The 741-nt window shown below is 76.8% G+C and carries 1 protein-coding gene; it reads left to right on the top strand.

The window, feature by feature from the left end; all coding sequences use genetic code 11:
- Positions 1-21: 21 nt before the first annotated feature.
- Positions 22-741, top strand: a 720-nt coding sequence (locus ACYVE9_RS29420; RefSeq protein WP_461030924.1) for a choice-of-anchor A family protein, incomplete at its 3' end; no start/stop codon positions are given.

Here is a 741-nt window from a genome sequence, read left to right as displayed (position 1 = left end):
GGCGGCCGCACACCCCCGGGCGTGCGGCTGCCCGGTGACGCCGCGCTCGTCGTCGGCGGCCGGCTGCACAACGGGACGGCCGGCAGCACCGAGTTCACCGTGCTCGAACGCGGCAGCGCCGTCTACGGCTCGACGCGCGGCCGTCCGCCGGTGCTCAAGTCCGGCAGCGAGAACACCGAGGGGGAGCCGCCCGTCGACTTCGCGGCGGAGTTCGGCGCGCTGCGCGCCCTCGCCGCCGAGCTGGACGCGCTGCCCACCCGCGGCAGCGTCACCCGCACCACCAGCGGCGGCAGGACCACGCTGACACTCGCCGGCGACCATCCAGGACTCAACGTCTTCCCGGTCAGCGGCGGGCAACTGGCCGACGCCGGACGCATCGTGGTGGAGACCCCGCCGGGGGCCACCGTGCTGGTCAACGTCTCAGGGCGCTCCCACAACCTGCGAGCCGCCGGGGCTCACGGCGTCTCCGGTCCGCGCGGTGTCGCCGCGTCCCTGCTGTGGAACTTCGCCGGCGCCACCACCGTCGAGGGTGTGCCCGGCCGCGCCTGGCCGGGCACGCTGCTCGCCCCCGACGCCGCGGTCCACCTCGGGCCCGGCGGACCGCTGCGCGGTGCCGTACTGGCCCGGTCGCTCGTGGCCGAGGGAACGGAGATCCAGCACGTTCCGTTCGCCGGCTGCCTGGACCCCGCCGCGTTCCCGCCCCACGCGACCAGCACGGCCCCCGGGGCCGATCTCGCCACG

The sequence above is a fragment of the Streptomyces sparsus genome (assembly GCF_054776295.1).
Note: the sequence above shows the minus strand (reverse complement) of the source record. Positions and strands in the feature narration are given on the sequence as shown.